Genomic DNA, 19,935 nt, shown 5'->3' with positions numbered 1-19,935 from the left:
CGCGCTCACTCCTTGAAGCGCTGCCACAGCTTCGGATAGCGCTCCGCCAGGGCCGACTCGTTCTCGAAGCGGACCGGTGTCCCCTCCGGCTCCGAGGGGGCGGGGGCGATACCGAGGTCCGGCGCCACCGTGCCCGTCAGCTGTTCGTACGCCTCGTCCGCCGCGTACCCCAGCTCCTCGCCGTCGCCGTCGATCTCCTCGTCGAAGTCGTCCAGCAGGTCGGCCAGGGAGTCCGGGTCGTGGACCGCGCCCTCGAAGACCTCGCGGCCCTGGCCGATCAGCCAGCAGCGGAAGAAGTCGAACGCGTCGTCGCCGGCCCCGTCCAGCAGGACCCAGGCGGCGCCCCACAGGTCCCAGCGGTAGGCGCGGTTGTAGCGGGCCTCGAAGTGCCGGGCGAAGTCCAGGACCATGTCGGGGTCCAGCTGGAGCAGCCGTTCCACCAGCAGGTCGGCCTGGTCCTCGGGGTCGCCCTCGGCGGCCTCGCGGGTGGTGTCCACCAGCTCCCAGAACTCCGTCTCGTCCATCACGGGTCCAGCATCGGGCCTGGACGGAGGGGACGCACGCGGAGTGGAGTGGTGTGGGGACGATCGTTATGTCACGTACAAGGCGGCCAGGCGGCGGGCGTCCGCCGCGAAGCGCGTCCGCAGCGAGGCCGGGGCCAGGACCTCCGCCCGCGGCCCCAGCGCCATGAGCTGCCCGTGCGCCACCTCCTCGGACTCGACGGGCAGGGTCACCGTGACCCGGCCCTCGTCGTCCGGACCGTCCGCGGCCGCCAGCGCCTCCCGGGCCGAGACCGGATCGACGGCGTACGGCAGTGCCCGCACCCCGTCCGCCGACAGCCGTACGACGACCTCGGTCCGCAGGATCGACCGCGCGAACTGCTCGGCCCGCTCCGCCCAGAAGGCGGGCAGGTCGAAGTCCTCGTCCCGCTCGAAGACACCGTCGCCGGCGTCCGCCGAAGCGAACCGGTCGATCCGGTAGACCCGGAAGGCACGGAAGGCGCCCCGGTCGTCCGCGACCCGGGCGCACAGGTACCAGACCCCCGCCTTGAGCACGAGCCCGTACGGCTCCAGCTCCCGCGCCACCTCGGCCTCCCGGCCCCGGTAGCGCGCGACGACCCGCCGGTCGTCCCACACCGCGTCGGCGATCACCGGCAGCAGCTCGGGCGCCTTCGGCTCGGTGAACCAGTTCGGGGCGTCGAGGTGGAAGCGCTGCGCGGCCGTGCGGGAAGCGTCCCGCAGCGACGGGAGCAGCGCCGCCGACACCTTCAGCCGGGCGGCCGAGGCGGCGTCCTCCAGACCCATCTGCCGCAGCGCCCCCGGCACACCGCTCAGGAACAGTGCCTCGGCCTCGTCGCGGGCCAGCCCGGTCAGCCGTGTCCGGTACCCGCCGACGAGACGGTAGCCGCCCGCCCGGCCCCGGTCCGCGTACACCGGGACGCCCGCCTCCGACAGCGCCTGCGCGTCCCGGGTGACCGTCCGCTCCGACACCTCCAGCTCCCGGGCCAGCTCGGCGGCGGTCATGGAGGCACGGGACTGGAGCAGGAGCACCATCTTGATCAGGCGGGCTGCGCGCATACGGTCATCATGCAACGGGGCCCCGCCGCGGCGGGGCCCCGTTGCACGGGCACGCTCCTACAGGCCCTGCTTCACTTCGGGCCGTGGTTCCTACAGGCCGTACTTCTCCCGAGCTTCCTTCACCGCCGCCGCCTTGACCTCGCCGCGCCGGGCCAGCTGGGCCAGGGCCGCGACGACGATCGACTCCGCGTCGACGCCGAAGTGCCGGCGGGCCGCCTCACGGGTGTCGGAGAGGCCGAAGCCGTCCGCGCCCAGCGAGGAGTAGTCCTGCTCCACCCACTGCGCGATCTGGTCCGGGACCTGGCGCATGTAGTCGGAGACCGCCAGCACCGGGCCCTCGGCGCCGTGCAGCGCCTGGCGGACGTACGGGACGCGCTCCTCGCCGCGCAGCAGGGCCGCGTCGGCGTCGAGGGCGTCACGGCGCAGCTCCGTCCAGGACGTCGCCGACCAGACGTCGGCCGCGACACCCCAGTCCTCGGACAGCAGCCGCTGCGCCTTCAGCGCCCAGTGGATCGCCGTGCCGGAGCCCAGCAGCTGGATGCGCGGGGCGTTGGCCACCGGGGACAGACCCGCCGACTCCGCCGTGTTGAAGCGGTACAGGCCCTTGACGATGCCCTCGTCGACGCCGGGGCCGGCCGGCTTGGCGGGCTGCGGCAGCGGCTCGTTGTAGACGGTGAGGTAGTAGAAGACGTTCGGGTCCTCGTCCGGCGCCGCCTCGCCGTACATCCGGCGCAGACCGTCCCGCACGATCACCGCGACCTCGTAGGCGAACGCCGGGTCGTACGACAGCGCCGCCGGGTTCGTCGCCGCGATCACCGGGGAGTGCCCGTCCGCGTGCTGCAGGCCCTCGCCCGTCAGCGTCGTACGGCCCGCCGTCGCCCCGACCAGGAAGCCGCGGCCGAGCTGGTCGCCGAGCTGCCACATCTGGTCGGCGGTGCGCTGCCAGCCGAACATCGAGTAGAAGATGTAGAACGGGATCATGGCCTCGCCGTGCGTGGCGTACGCGGTGGACGCGGCGATGAAGTCGGCCATCGAACCGGCCTCGGTGATCCCCTCGTTGAGGATCTGGCCGTTCTTGGCCTCCTTGTAGTACATCAGCTGGTCGCGGTCGACCGGCTCGTACGTCTGGCCCTTGGGGGAGTAGATCCCGAGCGAGGGGAAGAGGCTCTCCATGCCGAAGGTGCGCGCCTCGTCCGGGACGATCGGCACCCAGCGTCTGCCCGTCTCCTTGTCCCGGACCAGGTCCTTGACCAGGCGGACGAAGGCCATGGTGGTGGCCACGTTCTGGCTGCCCGAGCCCTTGTCGAAGGCGGCGAACGCCTTCTCGGCCGGGGCCGGCAGCGGCGCGAGCGCGTGCGTACGGCGGGCGGGGGCCGGGCCGCCGAGGGCCGCGCGGCGCTCCTGGAGGTAGCGGACCTCGGGGGAGTCGGCGCCCGGGTGGCCGTAGGGGACCTGCCCGTCGGCGAAGTCGCCGTCCCTGATCGGCAGGTCGAGGAGGTCGCGCATCGCCTTGAACTCGTCCACCGAGAGCTTCTTCATCTGGTGGTTGGCGTTCTTCGACGCGAAGCCCTCGCCGAGGGTGTGGCCCTTGACCGTCTGGGCCAGGATGACCGTCGGCGCGCCCTTGTGCTCGACGGCGGCCTTGTAGGCCGCGTAGACCTTGCGGGCCTCGTGACCACCGCGCGAGAGGTGGAAGCACTCCAGGATCTTGTCGTCGCTCAGCAGCTTCGCCAGCTCGACGAGGGCCGGGTCACCGCCGAAGAAGTCCTGGCGGATGTAGGCGGCGTCGCGGGTCTGGTACGTCTGCACCTGCGCGTCCGGTACCTGGCGCAGCCGCCGTACCAGCGCGCCCGTGGTGTCGAGCCGGAACAGCTCGTCCCAGGCGGAGCCCCACAGCGTCTTGACGACGTTCCAGCCGGCGCCGCGGAACTGGGCCTCCAGCTCCTGAACGATCTTGAAGTTGGCCCGCACCGGGCCGTCGAGGCGCTGCAGGTTGCAGTTGATGACGAAGGTGAGGTTGTCCAGGCCCTCGCGGGAGGCCAGGGCGAGGGCCGCCGTCGACTCCGGCTCGTCCATCTCGCCGTCGCCGAGGAAGGCCCACACGTGCGAGGAGGAGACGTCCTTGACGCCGCGCGCGGTCAGGTACCGGTTGAAGCGCGCCTGGTAGATCGCGGACAGCGGGCCGAGGCCCATGGACACCGTCGGGAACTCCCACAGCCAGGGCAGCCGGCGCGGGTGCGGGTACGACGGCAGGCCGTTGCCGCCGGCCTCCTGGCGGAAGTTGTCGAGGTGCGCCTCGGTCAGCCGGCCGTCGAGGAAGGCGCGGGCGTAGATGCCGGGGGAGGCGTGGCCCTGGATGTAGAGCTGGTCGCCGGACCCGTCGGCCTCCTTGCCCTGGAAGAAGTGGTTGAAGCCGGTCTCGTACAGCCAGGCGGCCGAGGCGAAGGTGGCGATGTGACCGCCGACGCCGTGTTTGCTGCCCCGGGTCACCATCGCGGCCGCGTTCCAGCGGTTCCACGCGGTGATCCGGGCCTCCATGGCCTCGTCACCGGGGACGGCCGGCTCGGCGGCGGTCGGGATGGTGTTGACGTAGTCGGTCTCGAGGAGCTTCGGCAGCGCGATGCCGCCCGCCTCGGCGCGCTCCAGCGTGCGTCGCATCAGGTACGCGGCGCGGTGCGGCCCGGCCTCCCTGGCGACGGCGTCGAGGGAGGCCTGCCATTCGGCGGTCTCCTCCGGGTCGCGGTCCGGGAGCTGGTCGAGCGCGCTCGGCTGGATGGCGTGGGGGTCGGTCATGTCGCCGCCTTCCTCAGTCGAAGGGGGTTCCCTCATCGGTGAAGGGTTCGGGGGTGCCCTTGGTCTTTGGCAGGACAGGGCGTGGACTCGGGTGGCGAGTCCGTCGGCGACTGTAACTCCCTGATCGATGATCGATCAAAGGGTTGAGGGGCAAAACCTCTCGATTTCGAGAAAATAGGCACGCGGTGCCTTTCGGGCAGGCACGGCGTGCCGCCATTTTCGAACCGTTTTCGCAGGTGAGCGGGGGGATGCTCGACTGCGGAAGGGCTCGCAGGACCTGCCGTCAGGCCCGTGGCGCGCACCCCAGCACATGGGCCTTCACCAGCTCGGCGATCCGGGGATCGCGCCGCTTGAAGGCCGCCACCAGCTCGTCGTGCTCCTCCGCGTACGACTGCTGGACCGTGCCGAGCCAGCGGATCGACAGCGCCGTGAAGACCTCGATGCCCAGGCCCTCCCAGGTGTGCAGCAGCACCGAGTTGCCCGCCGCCCGGACCAGTTCCCGGTGGAAGCCCACGGTGTGGCGGACCTGGGCGGTGCCGTCGGTCCTGCGGTCGGCCTCGTAGAGGGCGAGGACATGGGGTTCCAGGGCCGAGCAGTCCTCCGCCAGCCGGCCGGCCGCCAACTCCGCCGCGATGGCCTCCAGGCCCGCCCGCACGGGGTAGCTCTCCTCCAGGTCGGCCGCCGTCAGGTTCCGCACCCGTACGCCCTTGTTCGGGGCGGACTCGATCAGACGCAGCGACTCCAGCTCGCGCAGCGCCTCCCTGACCGGTGTCTGGCTGACCTCCAGCTCGGTGGCGATCCGGCGCTCCACGATCCGCTCACCCGGCTGCCAGCGCCCGCTGACGATCCCCTCCACGATGTGCTCGCGGATCTGTTCGCGCAGCGAGTGGACGACGGGCGCGGTCATGAGGGCTCCTTAGGGAGGGCTTTGACGTTTAGACAATACGGCCGGTTCGCTCCGCCGGAGGGGCTGGTGGGGGCGCTTTGACGCAGGTGAGACGAGACTTACACGCGCCGTGTGCCGGCACGCACGGACGCCCCGCCCGGAGAAGCTCCGGACGGGGCGCCGTACTGCCTGATCGGGTCAGAGGCCCAGCTCGACCTCGAACTCGCCCGCCTCCAGGATCGCCTTGACCGCCGTCAGGTAACGGGCCGCGTCGGCGCCGTCCACCAGGCGGTGGTCGTAGGAGAGGGTCAGGTAGGTCATGTCGCGGACGCCGATGACCGTGCCCTCCTCGGTCTCGATGACCGCCGGGCGCTTGACCGTGGCACCGATGCCGAGGATCGCGACCTGGCCGGGCGGCACGATGATCGTGTCGAACAGCGCACCGCGCGAACCGGTGTTGGAGATGGTGAAGGTCGCACCGGACAGCTCGTCCGGGGTGATCTTGTTGGCGCGGACCTTGCCGGCCAGCTCCGCCGTGGCCTTCGCGATGCCGGCGATGTTGAGGTCGCCCGCGTGCTTGATGACCGGGGTCATCAGGCCCTTCTCGGAGTCCACCGCGATTCCGACGCTCTCGGAGTCGAAGTAGGTGATCGTGCCCTCGCCCTCGTTGATCCTGGCGTTGATGACCGGGTGGGCCTTCAGCGCCTGGGCCGCCGCCTTCACGAAGAACGGCATCGGGGAGAGCTTGACGCCCTCGCGCGCGGCGAAGGAGTCCTTGGCCTGGGCACGCAGCCGCATCAGACGCGTGACGTCGACCTCGACGACCGACGACAGCTGCGCCTGCTCGTGCAGCGCCTTGACCATGTTGTCGCCGATGACCTTGCGGATGCGCGGCATCTTGACGGTCTGGCCACGGAGCGGGGAGGCCTCCAGGGAGGGCGCCTTCTTGGCGGCCGGAGCGGCGGCAGCGGCCGGAGCCGGGGCGGCGGCGGCCTTCGCGGCCTCGGCGGCGGCGATGACGTCCTGCTTGCGGATACGGCCGCCGACGCCGGTGCCCTTGACGGAGGCCAGGTCGACGCCGTTCTCGGCGGCGAGCTTGCGCACCAGCGGGGTCACGTACGCACCCTCGTCGGTCGCCTGGGTGGCGGTCGGCGCGGTGGGCGCGGCGGCCGGGGTCACCGGGGCCGGCGCGGGCGCCGGGGCGGCGGGCACCGGCTCGGGAGCCGGGGTCGTCACCTGCTGCGGGGCCGGGGCCGTGGGCGCCTGCGGGGCGGGGGCCGGGGCAGCGGCGGGAGCCGGGGCCGGGGCCGGGGCGGGAGCCTCCGCGGCCGGAGCCGGAGCCGGAGCCGGAGCGGCGGGGGCCGGGGCGGCGGCCGGCGCGGCACCGGGGGCACCGATGACGGCGAGCTTGGCGCCGACCTCGGCCGTCTCGTCCTCGCCGACCGTGATCTCCAGCAGCACACCGGAGGCGGGCGCCGGGATCTCGGTGTCGACCTTGTCCGTGGAGACTTCGAGCAGCGGCTCGTCGGCCTCGACGGAGTCACCGACCGACTTCAGCCAGCGGGTGACGGTGCCCTCGGTGACGGACTCGCCGAGCGCGGGCAGGACCACGTCCGTGCCCTGGGCGCCGGAGGCACCGGAGGCGGCCTCGGCGGTCGGGGCCGGAGCCGGGGCGGCCTGCTCGGTGGAGGGGGCGGCCGGGGTCTGCGCGGCCGGCGCGGCCGTCGGGGTCGGCGCGGGCTCGGCGGCCGGAGCCGGGGCGGCGGCCGGAGCACCGGTGCCGTCGTCGATCACGGCCAGCTCGGCGCCGACCTCGACGGTCTCGTCCTCGGCGACCTTGATGGAGGCCAGCACACCGGCGGCGGGCGAGGGGATCTCGGTGTCGACCTTGTCCGTGGAGACCTCGAGCAGCGGCTCGTCGGCCTCGACGCGCTCGCCCTCGGCCTTCAGCCACCGGGTGACAGTGCCCTCGGTGACGCTCTCGCCGAGCGCCGGAAGGGTTACGGAAACCGCCATGGTTTCGGTTGCTCCTTACGAATTGCGGAAGTCTGTGTCGTCGCTGAGACGCGGAGTCGCTTGTCGACCGAGGGTCAGTCGTGCGAGTGGAGCGGCTTGCCGGCCAGGGCCAGGTGGGCCTCGCCCATCGCCTCGTTCTGCGTCGGGTGGGCGTGGATGAGCTGCGCGACCTCGGCGGGCAGCGCCTCCCAGTTGTAGATCAGCTGGGCTTCGCCGACCTGCTCGCCCATGCGGTCGCCGACCATGTGGACGCCGACCACGGCACCGTCCTTGACCTGGACGAGCTTGATCTCGCCCGAGGTGTTGAGGATCTTGCTCCTGCCGTTGCCCGCGAGGTTGTACTTCAGAGCGACGACCTTGTCCGCGCCGTAGATCTCCTTGGCCTTGGCCTCGGTGATGCCCACGGAGGCGACCTCGGGGTGGCAGTACGTCACCCGGGGCACGCCGTCGTAGTCGATCGGGACGGTCTTGAGACCGGCCAGACGCTCCGCCACCAGGATGCCCTCGGCGAAGCCGACGTGCGCGAGCTGGAGCGTCGGGACCAGGTCACCGACGGCGGAGATGGTCGGTACGTTCGTCCGCATGTACTCGTCGACCAGGACGTAGCCGCGGTCCATGGCGACGCCCTGCTCCTCGTAGCCGAGGCCGGCCGAGACCGGGCCGCGGCCGACGGCGACGAGGAGGATCTCCGCCTCGAACTCCTTGCCGTCGGCGACGGTGACCTTGACACCGTCGGCCGTGTACTCGGCCTTCGAGAAGAAGGTGCCCAGGTTGAACTTGATGCCGCGCTTGCGGAAGGCGCGCTCAAGAAGCTTGGAGGAGTTCTCGTCCTCGACCGGGACGAGGTGCTTGAGGCCCTCGATGACCGTGACGTCCGAACCGAAGGACTTCCACGCCGAGGCGAACTCGACGCCGATGACACCGCCGCCCAGGATGATCGCGGACTTCGGCACGCGGTCCAGGACGAGGGCGTGGTCCGAGGAGATGATCCGGTCGCCGTCGATCTCCAGGCCCGGCAGCGACTTCGGCACGGAGCCGGTCGCCAGCAGCACGTGGCGGCCCTGGACGCGCCGGCCGTTCACGTCGACGGAGGTGGGGGAGGACAGACGGCCCTCGCCCTCGATGTACGTCACCTTGCGGGAGGCGACGAGACCCTGCAGGCCCTTGTACAGGCCGGAGATCACGCCGTCCTTGTACTTGTGGACCCCCGCGATGTCGATGCCCTGGAAGGTGGCCTTGACGCCGAACTGCTCGCTCTCGCGGGCCTGGTCGGCGATCTCGCCCGCGTGCAGCAGGGCCTTGGTGGGGATGCATCCCCGGTGCAGGCAGGTGCCGCCGACCTTGTCCTTCTCGATCAGGGCGACGTCAAGGCCCAGCTGGGCCCCGCGCAGGGCCGCGGCGTAGCCGCCACTACCACCGCCGAGGATCACTAGGTCGAAAACGGTGCTGGCGTCGTTCGCCACGTCACGTCCTCCATGCATGTGCGCCACGCCGGTCGTCGGTGACCGGTCGGCGGCTGGTGTCCGGCCGCTCTTCTTCGGCCCTGTGGTGGGGGCCCTGTCCTGCCGGGCTCCATCTTCGCACTTGTCGGTGGAGTCCGAGACGCCGGGCCGGTGTGTGAGACATCGCACTACGGCGACCCCGGGGAGGAGACCGCGCCGCGGCCCCGCACCCCCGTGGTCGCCGTACGACGGCCCGGACCGCGCCGGACGGCGGGTCAGCCCAGCTCGCCGGCGGCGGTCAGCTCGGCCAGCCGGACCAGGGTCCGCACGGCCGACCCGGTACCGCCCTTCGGGGTGTACCCGAACGCCCCGCCCTCGTTGAAGGCCGGCCCCGCGATGTCCAGGTGGGCCCAGGGGATGCCCTCGCCGACGAACTCGCGCAGGAACAGGCCGGCCACCAGGCCGCCGCCCATCCGCTCACCCATGTTGGCGATGTCGGCGGTCGGCGAGTCCATCCCCTTGCGCAGGTGCTCCGGCAGCGGCATGGGCCAGGCCGGCTCGCCGACCTCCTCGGCGGCCTCGTGCACCGCCGAGCGGAACGCGTCGTCGTTGGCCATGATCCCGAAGAGCCGGCTGCCCAGCGCCAGCACCATGGCGCCGGTGAGCGTGGCCACGTCCACGATCGCGTCCGGCTTCTCCTGCGAGGCCGCCCACAGCGCGTCGGCCAGCACCAGCCGGCCCTCGGCGTCGGTGTTGAGCACCTCGACGGTCTTGCCGCTGTACATGCGCAGCACGTCACCCGGGCGCACGGCGGTGCCGGACGGCATGTTCTCGGCCAGCGCCAGCCAGCCGGTGATGTTGACCTCCAGGCCCAGCCGCGCGGCGGCGATCACGGCGGCGAACACGGCGGCGGCACCGCTCATGTCGCACTTCATGGTCTCGTTGTGGCCCGGCGGCTTCAGGGAGATGCCGCCCGAGTCGTAGGTGATGCCCTTGCCGACCAGGGCCAGGTGCTTGCCCGCCTTGGAGTTCGTGTACGACAGCTTCACCAGCCGGGGAGTGGCGGCCGAACCGCCGCCGACCCCGAGGATGCCGCCGTAGCCGCCCTTGACCAGGGCCTTCTCGTCGAGCACCTGCACCTTGACGCCGTGTTCCTTGGCCGCGGTCTGCGCGATCGCGGCGAACGCCTCGGGGGTGAGGTCGTTCGGCGGGGTGTTGATCAGGTCGCGGGCCCGGTTCAGCTCCTCGGAGACGGCGGTGGCCCGGGCGAGGGCCGCCTTGTGGGCGGCGTCGCGGGGCTTGCCGCCGAGCAGCGCGGCCTCGGCCAGCGGCGCCTTGCCGTTCTTGGCGCGGGAGCCGTTGCCCGTCGCCGCGCTCTCCTTGTAGGCGTCGAACGTGTACGCGCCCAGCAGCACGCCCTCCCCGATCGCGGCGACGGCGGCGGCGTCCTCGACGGGCAGCGCGAAGGCCGCCTTCTTGTTCCCGGCGAGCGCGCGGGCGGCCACACCGGCCGCCTTGCGCAGCGCCTCGTCGTCGTAGGAGTCGTCCTTGGCGGGCTGCGCGCCCAGGCCCACCGCGACGACGAGCGGCGCCTTGAAGCCGGCCGGGGCGGGCAGTTTCGTCAGCTCGCCCTCGGCACCGGAGGCGCCGAGGGTCTCCAGGATGCCGGCGAGCCGGCCGTCGTAGGCCTTGTCCACGGCTTCGGCACCGGGCACGACGACGGGTCCCTTGGCGCCCTTGGCGACACCGATCACGATCGCGTCGGCCCGTAGGCCTGGCGCCGCGGCGGTGCTGAGAGTGAGAGCAGTCACGGTGGTGGAATCTCGCTTCCGATGTGAAGTTGCTGTGGCCGATGCGGAGGGTGGGCCGACCGGGCCCGGGAGGCCACCCCAGGCGGAGTCCCGTGGGCGCGTCTGGACCGGGGCCTTCACCCTGTCGGCGAACACCCGGGACGAGCCTACGCGCGTCACCGGGTTCGCTCATTCCTGCGGGTGTTCACCGCCGGCGGACGGGGTCGGCTCAGCCCAGCGACAGCACCACGAGTGCGGTGGTCGCCGCCGTCTCCGCCAGTCCTCCGAACACGTCTCCGGTGACCCCGCCGAAGCGGCGGGTGCAGTGGCGCAGGAGGAGTTCGGCCGCGGCGACGGCGGCGAGGACCGCGAGGACGGCGCGGGCGGCGCGGGCGGGGTCGTACGGGCCGGAGCACGCCCCCGCCGCGCCGGCCGCCGCCAGCACGGCGAGCAGCACGGCCAGCGCCCCGTTCCTCGGCACCACCCCGGCGACCGCCGCCCCGAGCCCCTCCGGGCGGGCGGCCGGCACCCCGGTGCGGGCGGCCAGGGTCAGCGCCAGCCGGGCGGCGGTCGCCGAGACGACGGCGGCCAGCACGCCCCGGGCCCACGAGTCGCCGTACGCCTGGGCCAGCGCGGCCACCTGCGCGAACAGCGCGAAGACGAGGGTGATGACCCCGAACGGCCCGATGTCCGACTGCTTCATGATCCGCAGCGCGTCCTCGGCGGGCTTGCCGCTGCCGAGACCGTCGGCGGTGTCGGCGAGCCCGTCGAGGTGCAGGCCACGGGTGAGCGCGGCCGGTACGGCGGCGGTGGCGACGGCCGCGAGGAGGGCGCCGGCGCCGAGGAACAGCAGCAGGGTGCCGAGCGCGGCGGCGCACAGGCCGACCGCGAGTCCGGCCAGCGGGGCGCACAGCATGCCGCCGCGTGCCGCCGCGCGGTCCCAGCGGGTCACCGGCACCGGGAACACGGTCAGGGTGCCGAAGGCGAAGCGCAGGCCGTCCGGCCAGGGGGTCGCGGAAGATGCGGGCATCGGCGCAGGCTACCGGTCGCCCGGCCGGGACCGTCCCCTCGGCCGGGCGCCAAGGGCGGGGATAAAGTGCGCACATGGGGCATTGGCTGCAGCGGAACATCATCGAGCCGGGGAAGCTCCCGCTGCTGCTCGCCCTCGGCGCGTTCGTCCTCACCTTCGTGGTGACCCGGGTGATCACCCGGCTGATCCGGGCGGGCAAGGGGCCCTTCGGCAACGTGGAGGCGGGCGGGCTGCACATCCACCACGTGGTCCCCGGTGTGCTGCTCACCGTCGTCGGCGGCTTCGCTTCCGTGGCCAGCGACCGGCACGGCTTCGGCGGGGCGCTCGCCGCCGTCCTCTTCGGCATCGGGGCGGGGCTGGTGCTGGACGAGTTCGCGCTGATCCTGCACCTGGACGACGTCTACTGGAGCGCGGAGGGCCGCAAGAGCGTCGAGGTCGTCGTGCTGACCGCCGCCCTGGTCGGTCTGGTGCTGGCCGGCTTCTCGCCGTTCGGCGTCAACGGCACCTCCCAGCAGGAACTGCAGGGCCGGTCCACCGTGATCAGCGGCGTCGTCGTGAACTTCCTCTTCTCGGTCATCTCCCTCAGCAAGGGCAAGACCCGCGTCGCGGTCTTCGGTGTGATCGTGCCCCTGATCGCCCTGGTCGGTGCCCTCCGGCTGGCCCGCCCCGGCTCGCCCTGGGCCCGCCGCTTCTACGGCCACCGTCCGCGCGCCCGCGCCAAGGCCGCCCTGCGCGCCTACCGCCACGACCGCCGCTGGACCAGACCCCGTCGCGTCCTCCAGGACTGGATCGGCGGCAAACCCGACCCCGGCCCGGCCCGCCTGCCCGACGGCCGCCGCTGAGGGTTCAGGACCGGAGCGGGGGCAGGCCGGATCCGGGGCCGGCGTGTCTGCGGGGGAGGAGGTAGGGGTATCTGTGCCGCAGTGCCGTCAGCAGGCACAGCGATCCCACCGCCATCAGCGCGGCCAGGTGCTCCTTGCCCGCCAGGTTCTCCTTGACCAGTACCTCGACCACCATGGACGCGGTCACCGCGCCGGCCGTCGCGTACGCGCCGTACCGCCAGGCCACGAAGACGGCGAGCCCCACCACGGCCGCCGACGGACCGGTGTCCACCACCTGCGCGTCCGTCCACGGCAGCCCGAACGGAGCGTGCCGGCCGAGATCGATGCCCACGCGCGCGTACAGCGTCCCGGCGAGCGTGGCGACGTACGCGATCCCCAGGGTCCGCCACCAGCCCAGGCACACCTCGGCGACGCCGAACACGAACAGGACCTGCGCCAGGGCCCCCCACACGGGCAGGTCGAGCGCCGGCACGAACAGCGACAGGGGGGTGCGCAGCAGGGCCAGCCACAGCGGGTCCTCGGCCCGTACGGCGCCCAGGTTCTGCACGAACCGGTACCCCCACGGCTCGTTCTGCACGAACTGCAGCACCGCGGTCAGGCACACCACCGCGACCGTCATCGGGAGCGCCCCCAGGCGCCGCTTGAGGAGGGGCTCGCGTGCGGTGACGTACAGCAGCCCCCACTCGGCGCGGGCCCAGTGGGCGAGGGTCTTCATCAAGCGGTCCTCATCGGTGCGTCTCCAGGTGCCTGCGGTGCAGCCACTTCGGCAGCCCCGGCGCCTCCAGGAAGCCCTCCGCGCGGGCCGAGGCCAGGCCGATGCGCGGCAGGTCCGCGCTCTTCTCGAAGAGCAGGAACCGGGGCTCCCAGATGGGCCGGTACTTTGCGTTGGCGCGGTACAGCGACTCGATCTGCCACCACCGTGAGAAGAAGCTGAGCAGCGATCGCCACAGCCTCAGCACCGGCCCGGCGCCGAGGCGTGCGCCACGTTCGAAGACCGACCTGAACATCGCGAAGTTGAGCGAGACCTGCGTGATCCCGATCTCCGCGGAGCGCCGCAGCAGCTCGATGACCATGAACTCCATCAGCCCGTTGTCGGACTCCCGGTCCCGCCGCATGAGGTCGAGGGACAGCCCGTGCGGCCCCCACGGCACGAAGGAGAGCAGGGCCCGCAGCGCGCCCTCGGCGTCCGTGCACTCCAGCATCACGCACTGCCCGTCCGCCGGGTCCCCGAGCCGCCCCAGCGCCATGCTGAAGCCGCGCTCGGTCGCCCCGTCCCGCCAGTCGTCCGCGCGCTCGACCAGGTACGTCATCTCGTCCGCCGGGATGTCCTCGTGCCGTCGGATGCGCACCTGGTACCCGGCCCGCCGCACCCGGTTGTGGGCCTGGCGGACGGTGCGCATCGCCCTCCCCTCCAGGGTGAACTCCGCCAGCTCCACCAGCGCCTCGTCACCGAGTTCCAGCGCGTCCAGACCGTGCCGCGCGTACACGGTCCCGGCCTCCTCGCCCGCCCCCATGACCGCCGGGATCCAGCCGTGCGCCCGCGCCTCGGCCAGCCACGGCGCGATCGCCCCCGGCCACGCCTCCGGATCGCCCAGCGGATCCCCGGAGGCCAGGCTGACCCCGCCGACCACCCGGTAGGCGACCGCCGCCTTCCCGGTCGGCGACCACACCACGCTCTTCTCCCGGCGCAGCGCGAAGTACCCGAGCGAGTCCCGCTCGCCGTGCCGCTCCAGCAGCACCCGCAGCCGTTTCTCGTCGTCCTCGGTGAGCGGGTCGACGGCCCGCCGGGAGCGGAAGGCGGCGTACAGGACGGCGAGCACCAGGAGCGTGGAGAGCGCGTTGACGGCGACATCCACCCAGTTGGGTGAGTCGATACCCGGGAAGTGGGAGTCGTCCGGCGCCACCGACACCAGCCGCAGGGTGCCGTAGTGCCAGCGCTCCAGGAAGGTCGAACGCCCCGCGTCCGGTGCCTGGTTGGTCACCGTCACCAGCAGCGCGGCCAGCAGCGAGGCGAGCAGTCCGCCGCCGACGGCGACCGTGGCGGCGAGCCGGGGGTTGGACCGGTCGCCCTTGGCGTAGAACTCCCGGCGCCCGACCAGCAGCGCGCCGACGAAGGCCGCCGTCAGCACCAGCGAGATCCAGTTCTGTGCCGACTGCCGGATCTCGGGGAAGGCCATGGCGAAGGCGAACAGGGCGAGGAACGCCCCGCTGAACACCAGGTTGAGGATCCATGCGGCCCGCTTGCGGCGCCGCATGGTGATCGCCAGGAACGCGGTGAACACGCCCGGGGCGAAGCCGGCCGTCAGCAGGTACGGCGTGAACAGGTTCTCCTGGTTGTGGCGGCGCACGTCCTGCCCGAGGGAGACCCACACCGCACTGAGGAAGTTGATGAAGGCGACGGCCCGCAGATACCAGACGGCGAAGGCGGCGGCCCGTCGCCCGGGGGCATCGCGGCGGGCCGGATCGTCTTCCTTTTCAGCAGCAATTCGGGCATCTCCCATGAGGGAGGATCATATGGCGCGGTACCGACCAACCACGCTTTCCCGGCCGGGCCGACCATGCCGACTATTCCGCCCCTGTTGACCCTTCCGGCTCCCCGGCAGGCCCCTCCGGCGTCCCGGAGTCCTCCGGCTTCTCCGCCTGTTCTGCCTGTTCCGGCTTCTCGGGAAGCTCCGCGGCCAGCGCGGCGGCGGCCCGCACCAGCGGCAGTGCGAGCAGCGCGCCCACGCCCTCGCCGACCTTCACCCCCTGGTCCAGCAGCGGCTCCAGCGCCATCCGATCGAGGGCCTTCGCCTGTCCAGGTTCACCGCTGTCGTGCCCCGCCAGCCACCAGTCCGGCGCCCGGAACGCGACCCGCTGCGCGACCAGCGCGCACGCGGACACCACCACCCCGTCCAGGATCACCGGCAGCTTGCGCACCGCGCACTGCAGCAGGAACCCGGTGATCGCCGCGAGATCGGCCCCGCCCACGGTCGCCAGCAGCTGCAGCTGGTCCCCGAGGACCGGCCGGGCCCGGCGCAGCGCGTCCCGGATGGCGGCGCACTTGCGCATCCACGCCAAATCGTCGATGGCGAGGCCGCCCCGCCCGGTCACCACCGAGGCGTCGGTCCCGCACAGCGCGGCGACCAGGACCGCCGCCGCCGTGGTGCCGCCGACGCTGATGTCGCCGAGCACCACCAGATCCGTACCGGAGTCGGCCTCCTCGTCGGCGACGGCGACGCCCGCGCGAAAGGCCGCCTCGGCCTCCTCGGGCGTCAGCGCGTCCTCGACGTCGATACGACCGCTGCCGCGCCGCACCCGGTGCCGTACGACCTCCTCGGGAAGCGTCGCGGGGTCGCAGTCCAGGGCCATGTCCACCACCCGCACGGGCACCCCGAGCCGGCGCGCCAGCACCGACACCGGGCTCGCGCCCTCCAGGACCGCCCGCACCAGCTCCCCGGCGCTGCCCGCGGGCCGCGCCGAGACGTCGAGGCCGGCGATGCCGTGGTCACCGGCGAAGAGCACGAGCCGTGGCCGTTCGAGGGGTCGTACCGGTACGGCGCCCTGTGCGGCGGACAGCCACTCACCCAGGTCGTCGAGGCGCCCCAGCGACCCGGGCGGCACGATCCGACCCGCCCGGCGCGCCTCGGCGTCACGGCGCACCCCGCCGTCCGGGCGCTCGATGAGATCGGTGAAGTCGTCGAGATTAAGCGAGCTCATTCGCCGAACAGTACCGGCAGCGATCGAACAGTTCCGCGCCACATCGCCACCACACCGTCACGAGGTCTTTGCGTCCAAGATCGGCATCCCATACGTTCCGCTTTGCAGCGGAATGTCGCACAGGGAGCCGTCCATGCAGCCCTCGCAGCCCTCGCCCCCCACCCCGCCCTCCGGCACACCGGCCACCGACCCGTTCCACGAGCCGCGCCGCGAGACCTGCCCCTGGTGCGGCTCCGGACGCCTGCGCACCCGGCTGCGCACGCCCGACCTGCTCCGCCACGCGCCGGGCACGTTCGTCGTCGACGAGTGCCGCGACTGCGCCCACTGCTTCCAGAACCCCCGGCTGACGGCGGAGGGACTCGCCTACCACCAGCGGGACTTCACGGCCGGCCGCCTGGAGCACCTCGCCGAGCGCATCCTCGCCGCCCGGACCGGCCGCCGGTATCACGAGGCCGTGGCCCGCGGACTGCTCGGGCTGCCGGAGCCGGAGAGCTGGCTGGACGTCGGCACCGGCCACGCCTACTTCCCGGAGACCGCCCGGGAGTTCTTCCCGTACACGTCCTTCGACGGCCTGGACCCCACCCCCCGGGTGGACCGGGCCCGCGAGGCCGGCCGCATCGAGGAGGCCCACCGCGGCCACCTCACCAGCCCGGGGATGCAGGCCCGGCTGCGCTCCCGCTACGACGTGGTCAGCATGTTCCACCACCTGGAACACACCCGCGACCCGCGCGCCGAACTCCGCGCCGCACTCGCCGTGCTGCGCCCCGGCGGGCACCTCCTCGTCGAAGTCCCCGACCCGGCCAGCGCGTTCGCCACGCTGCTGGGCAGATGGTGGCTGCCCTACGGCCAGCCCCACCACCCGCACCTGATGCCGCCGGCCAACCTCCGCGCGGAACTGGAGTCCCAGGGCTGCGAGATCCTCGCCACCGACCGCAGCTCCCCGCACATCCCCTACGACCTCTCGGCGGCCCTCTCCCTGGCCCTGACCCATACCCTGCCGAGGAGCTGCGTCCGGCTGGGCGCCCCCGCGGTGGCCGCGGTGGCGGTCCTGGACCACGCGCTGGCCCCGCTGTGCCGCCGCACCCGCTTCTCCAACGGGTACCGCGTCCTGGCCCGCAAGGCGGCCCACGGCTGAGCCGGGGCCTCACCCCCGCAGCGGCAGCGCCTGCCCCGCCACCACCAGCAGCACCTGCTCGCACTCGCCCGCGACGGCCGCGTTCAGCCGCCCCAGCTCGTCCCGGTACCGCCGCCCGGACGCGGTGGCCGGCACGATCCCCGAGCCCACCTCGTTGGAGACGAGCACCACGGTCCGCCGGGCGGCCCGCACCGCCGCCGTCAACTCCCGCACCCGCTCCCGCAGGGCCCGTTCGCCACCCGACGCCCACTCCACGTCGTCCCAGGCCCCGACGGAGTCCATCGCGTCGGTCAGCCACAGCGACAGACAGTCGATCAGCACCGGCGGGCCCTCCTCGGCCAGCAGGGGCACCAGGTCGCAGGTCTCCGCCGTCTGCCAGGACCCGGGCCGCCGTTCCCGGTGCGCGGCCACCCGGGCCGCCCACTCGCCGTCCCCGTTGCGGGCCCCGCCCGTCGCCACGTAGAGCACACCGGGGAACGCCTCCAGCCGACGCTCGGCCTCCACCGACTTCCCCGACCGCGCCCCGCCCAGCACCAGCGTCCTGCGCGGCACGTCCGGCACCTCCTCGTAGGCCCCCACCACCAGCGTCGTACCGTCCGGTACCGCCCGCGCCCCGGCCGCCGCCAGCCGGCGCCGCAACTCCGCGCCCCGCGGCACGTCGTGGTCGAGGTGGACGGCGAGCACGTCCGTCGTCGGACCGACCGAGCCGACCGCCCGCAGCCGGGCCAGTGCGTCCGGCCGCCCCACGACGTCCGCGAGGACCATGTCGTACGTCTCCGCCGACCCGTGCTCCAGACCGGCCGGCGCCCCGCCCGGCGGCAGGTACAGCAGCCGCTGGCCGTCCGGCCCGGTCACCGCGTACCCGGTGCCGCCCGCGTCCATCGCCACCGCCCGCACCCGATGCCCGGTCAGCAGCGCCAACTCCCGGCCGTCCGGCACCCGGCCCGGCTGCGGCAGCCCGGCGGGCACCTCCACGGCGGGGCCGTCGTGCGGATGCGAGAGCAGCACCTGGCGTACCCCGCCCAGCGAATGCCCCGACCGCGCCGCCGCGAACGCCGCGCCGGGGGTCAGGTCAAGCAGCAGCGCCCCGTCCACCAGCAGCGCGGTGGCCGCCCGCGCGTCGGGCCCCAGCGCGGTCGCGCAGACGGCGCAGGGACAGTCGGAGCGGGGGAGTCCCGCGGGGGCACCGGTGCCGAGCAGAGTCAGTTCCACGGACCCGATTTTCGCTCGTCCCCGGGTGTCCCTGCAGGTCTTGCGCATCCGACTAGGCTTCTCGGCCAGGAGACGGACCAAGATCCGACTCCTGCTGTGCAGTGTGTTCACACCAGGGAGGCGTGCATGACGGCATGGACGTGGCGGTTCGAGAAGACCGACGGGACGGAGGTCCAGCCCGCGGTCCAGCCCGAGGAGTTCACCACGCAGGGGGATGCCGAGTCCTGGATCGGCGAGCACTGGAAGGCGCTGCTGGAGGGCGGCGCGGACCAGGTGCGGCTCTTCGAGGAGACCACGGAGATCTACGGGCCGATGAGCCTGCGCGCCGAAGAGGCGTGACCGGCGCCGACGGATCGAGGAGGGGTACGGACCCGGGGCGCGTCGCCGGAGCCGTACCCCTCCTCACTGCTCGCCGAGGGTGACCGCCGCCGTCTTCTGGTCACCGTTGCGGGTGAACGTCACCGTCGTCCGCTGTCCCGGCCGGTCCGCCGCCAGCGCCTCGGAGAGCGAGGTGATGGTGGTGACGGGGGTCTTGCCCAGCCGGGTGATGATGTCGCCGGGCCGGATGCCCGCCTCGTCGGCCGCGCCACCGCCCTTGACGCTCACCACGGCGACACCGGCCGGCTGGAAGTTGTCGTCCACGAAGGTACGGCCGGTGACACCGAGCGCGGCCCGCCCCGAGTCGACCACCCTGCCGTGCTCGACGATCTGACCGGCGATCGCCTTCACCGTCGACGCCGGGATCGCGAACCCGATGCCCGGTGCCGCGCTGCCCCCGAGGTCCGGGTCGGTGGCGGCGAGCGTCGGGATGCCGATGACCTGTCCGTCGAGGTTGACCAGGGCGCCGCCGCTGTTGCCGGGGTTGATGGCGGCCGAGGTCTGCACCATGTTGGCGATGGTGGCCCCGGTACCACCGCCCGCCCGGCCCTCGCTGACGGTCCGTCCGGTCGCCGAGACGATGCCCTGCGTCACGCTGGAGGACAGCCCGAGCGGGGATCCCATGGCGAGCACGATCTGTCCGACCTGGACCTTCTGGGATTTCCCCAGGGAGGCCGCCCGGAGCCCGCCGGGGACCCTGTCCAGCCGGACGACGGCGAGGTCCTGCTCCGGGTAGCTGTACACCAGGCTCGCGGTCAGCGCCTCCTCGCTGTTGGCGGTGGTCACCTTGAAGCTCCGGTCGGACCCGACCACGTGCGCGTTGGTGACGACGTCGCCCTTGCCGTCGAACACCACCCCCGAGCCCAGGCCACCGCCGGCCTGGATCTGCACCACCGAGGGCAGCACGTCCTTGATCACCTTCTGGTACTGGCTCTGCAGGTCGCCCGCGGCCGCCGGTGCGGCGACCGCCGCCCGGGCGGCGGTGTCGTCCTTCGAGGGAGGGGCGGGCCGGGACCCGGGACCGTCGCAGCCGGACGCCGTCAGGGCGCAGCAGCCGACCGAGGTGAGGGCGGCGACCGTCCGGAGGGCACGGGTACGAGGAGCGTCCATGCCCCGAGTCTCACCTCGGGGGAAA

The 19,935-nt window shown here is 73.0% G+C and carries 16 protein-coding genes; 3 read left to right on the top strand and 13 right to left on the bottom strand.

The window, feature by feature from the left end:
• Positions 1-5: 5 nt before the first annotated feature.
• From ACFYMM_RS05490 to ACFYMM_RS05455, 8 genes are all read right to left on the bottom strand, one after another.
• Complete coding sequence (locus tag ACFYMM_RS05490) at positions 6-524, bottom strand: DUF4240 domain-containing protein (RefSeq protein WP_388384506.1); 519 nt, start codon at positions 522-524, stop codon at positions 6-8.
• Between the two features lie 66 nt (positions 525-590).
• A complete protein-coding gene (locus ACFYMM_RS05485; protein WP_388384093.1) occupies positions 591-1,577 on the bottom strand; it encodes a helix-turn-helix transcriptional regulator in 987 nt (328 codons plus the stop codon).
• Between the two features lie 90 nt (positions 1,578-1,667).
• Positions 1,668-4,370: a pyruvate dehydrogenase (acetyl-transferring), homodimeric type gene (gene aceE, locus ACFYMM_RS05480; protein WP_388384091.1), complete on the bottom strand. Its 2,703-nt coding sequence runs from the start codon at positions 4,368-4,370 to the stop codon at positions 1,668-1,670.
• 283 nt (positions 4,371-4,653) lie between these two features.
• Positions 4,654-5,277, bottom strand: coding sequence for a GntR family transcriptional regulator (locus tag ACFYMM_RS05475; RefSeq protein ID WP_388384089.1), 624 nt, complete (start codon positions 5,275-5,277; stop codon positions 4,654-4,656).
• Positions 5,278-5,454: 177 nt separating this feature from the next.
• On the bottom strand, positions 5,455-7,272 hold the full coding sequence (gene sucB / locus ACFYMM_RS05470) for a 2-oxoglutarate dehydrogenase, E2 component, dihydrolipoamide succinyltransferase (RefSeq protein WP_388384087.1): 1,818 nt from the start codon (positions 7,270-7,272) through the stop codon (positions 5,455-5,457).
• 74 nt (positions 7,273-7,346) lie between these two features.
• Positions 7,347-8,735: a dihydrolipoyl dehydrogenase gene (gene lpdA / locus ACFYMM_RS05465; protein WP_388384086.1), complete on the bottom strand. Its 1,389-nt coding sequence runs from the start codon at positions 8,733-8,735 to the stop codon at positions 7,347-7,349.
• A gap of 254 nt (positions 8,736-8,989) precedes the next feature.
• Positions 8,990-10,525 (bottom strand): leucyl aminopeptidase, encoded by a 1,536-nt coding sequence (locus ACFYMM_RS05460; protein ID WP_388384084.1) that lies wholly within the window; start codon positions 10,523-10,525, stop codon positions 8,990-8,992.
• 208 nt (positions 10,526-10,733) lie between these two features.
• A complete protein-coding gene (locus tag ACFYMM_RS05455) occupies positions 10,734-11,534 on the bottom strand; it encodes an adenosylcobinamide-GDP ribazoletransferase (RefSeq protein ID WP_388384082.1) in 801 nt (266 codons plus the stop codon).
• Positions 11,535-11,608: 74 nt separating this feature from the next.
• Here ACFYMM_RS05455 and ACFYMM_RS05450 point away from each other — a divergent pair, with 74 nt between their 5' ends.
• Positions 11,609-12,376: a hypothetical protein gene (locus ACFYMM_RS05450; protein ID WP_388384081.1), complete on the top strand. Its 768-nt coding sequence runs from the start codon at positions 11,609-11,611 to the stop codon at positions 12,374-12,376.
• Between the two features lie 4 nt (positions 12,377-12,380).
• Here the strand turns inward: ACFYMM_RS05450 and ACFYMM_RS05445 are convergent, their stop codons facing one another.
• The 3 genes from ACFYMM_RS05445 to cobT form a co-directional block, all read right to left on the bottom strand.
• Positions 12,381-13,091 (bottom strand): hypothetical protein, encoded by a 711-nt coding sequence (locus tag ACFYMM_RS05445; protein WP_388384079.1) that lies wholly within the window; start codon positions 13,089-13,091, stop codon positions 12,381-12,383.
• A gap of 10 nt (positions 13,092-13,101) precedes the next feature.
• On the bottom strand, positions 13,102-14,877 hold the full coding sequence (locus ACFYMM_RS05440; RefSeq protein ID WP_388384077.1) for a phosphatidylglycerol lysyltransferase domain-containing protein: 1,776 nt from the start codon (positions 14,875-14,877) through the stop codon (positions 13,102-13,104).
• Positions 14,878-14,941: 64 nt separating this feature from the next.
• Positions 14,942-16,075, bottom strand: a complete 1,134-nt coding sequence (gene cobT, locus ACFYMM_RS05435; protein ID WP_388384076.1) for a nicotinate-nucleotide--dimethylbenzimidazole phosphoribosyltransferase — start codon at positions 16,073-16,075, stop codon at positions 14,942-14,944.
• Between the two features lie 133 nt (positions 16,076-16,208).
• On the opposite strand from cobT, the gene ACFYMM_RS05430 reads away from it, so the two are divergent.
• Positions 16,209-17,210: a class I SAM-dependent methyltransferase gene (locus ACFYMM_RS05430; protein WP_388384074.1), complete on the top strand. Its 1,002-nt coding sequence runs from the start codon at positions 16,209-16,211 to the stop codon at positions 17,208-17,210.
• A 9-nt stretch (positions 17,211-17,219) separates the two neighbouring features.
• Here the strand turns inward: ACFYMM_RS05430 and ACFYMM_RS05425 are convergent, their stop codons facing one another.
• Entirely contained in the window at positions 17,220-18,422 is a 1,203-nt protein-coding gene (locus ACFYMM_RS05425) for a bifunctional adenosylcobinamide kinase/adenosylcobinamide-phosphate guanylyltransferase (RefSeq protein WP_388384072.1), read from the bottom strand.
• 126 nt (positions 18,423-18,548) lie between these two features.
• Here ACFYMM_RS05425 and ACFYMM_RS05420 point away from each other — a divergent pair, with 126 nt between their 5' ends.
• Positions 18,549-18,761: a hypothetical protein gene (locus ACFYMM_RS05420; protein WP_388384070.1), complete on the top strand. Its 213-nt coding sequence runs from the start codon at positions 18,549-18,551 to the stop codon at positions 18,759-18,761.
• Positions 18,762-18,824: 63 nt separating this feature from the next.
• Here ACFYMM_RS05420 and ACFYMM_RS05415 read toward each other — a convergent pair whose 3' ends face one another.
• Positions 18,825-19,910: a S1C family serine protease gene (locus ACFYMM_RS05415; protein WP_388384068.1), complete on the bottom strand. Its 1,086-nt coding sequence runs from the start codon at positions 19,908-19,910 to the stop codon at positions 18,825-18,827.
• Positions 19,911-19,935: the final 25 nt, after the last annotated feature.

The sequence above is a fragment of the Streptomyces sp. NPDC006739 genome (genome assembly GCF_042869815.1).
Lineage (GTDB): Bacteria > Actinomycetota > Actinomycetes > Streptomycetales > Streptomycetaceae > Streptomyces.
The sequence above is the reverse complement of the archived record's forward strand: the minus strand, read 5'-3'. Positions and strand labels throughout refer to the sequence as shown.